This is a genomic window from Burkholderia sp. BCC0044 (genome assembly GCF_902832955.1).
Taxonomy (GTDB): Bacteria; Pseudomonadota; Gammaproteobacteria; order Burkholderiales; family Burkholderiaceae; genus Burkholderia.
The window spans coordinates 1-556 of sequence record NZ_CADFDO010000017.1; the positions used below are offsets into that span (position 1 = coordinate 1).

Consider the following 556-nt stretch of genomic DNA (forward strand, 5'->3'; position numbering starts at 1 on the left):
AGGGGTCTGTAGCTCAGTCGGTTAGAGCACCGTCTTGATAAGGCGGGGGTCGTTGGTTCGAATCCAACCAGACCCACCATTGTCTGGCGGTAACACACCTGAGGTCATCTGTACTCAATGGGGGCATAGCTCAGCTGGGAGAGCACCTGCTTTGCAAGCAGGGGGTCGTCGGTTCGATCCCGTCTGCCTCCACCAATCACCAACGCTAAGGGCTTGGTTCAGAGACTGAACCGAGAATTTTGCATTGGCGATTGAGCCAGTCAGAGGATACGAAAGTATCGGCTGTCGTTCTTTAACAATCTGGAAGAAGTAAGTAATTTGGATAGCGGAAGCGTCTCGAGATGGACGTGGAAGTTATCCGGGTTGTGATTGTATCGATGTATCTCAAGATGATTCGAACTCTATGTTTGACTCAATTTGGAATACGGCACAACGCGAGAACTCAACCTGTAGCGACTGTCGATGAGACAGACTCGTTATAGGGTCAAGCGAACAAGTGCATGTGGTGGATGCCTTGGCGATCACAGGCGATGAAGGACGCGGTAGCCTGCGAAAA

2 tRNA genes are annotated in these 556 nt (G+C 51.1%); both read left to right on the forward strand.

The window, feature by feature from the left end:
- The first annotated feature begins 2 nt into the window (after window positions 1-2).
- Window positions 3-79 (forward strand) — tRNA-Ile (locus HWX14_RS36245).
- 40 nt (window positions 80-119) lie between these two features.
- Window positions 120-195: transfer RNA gene (locus HWX14_RS36250), tRNA-Ala, on the forward strand.
- Window positions 196-556: the final 361 nt, after the last annotated feature.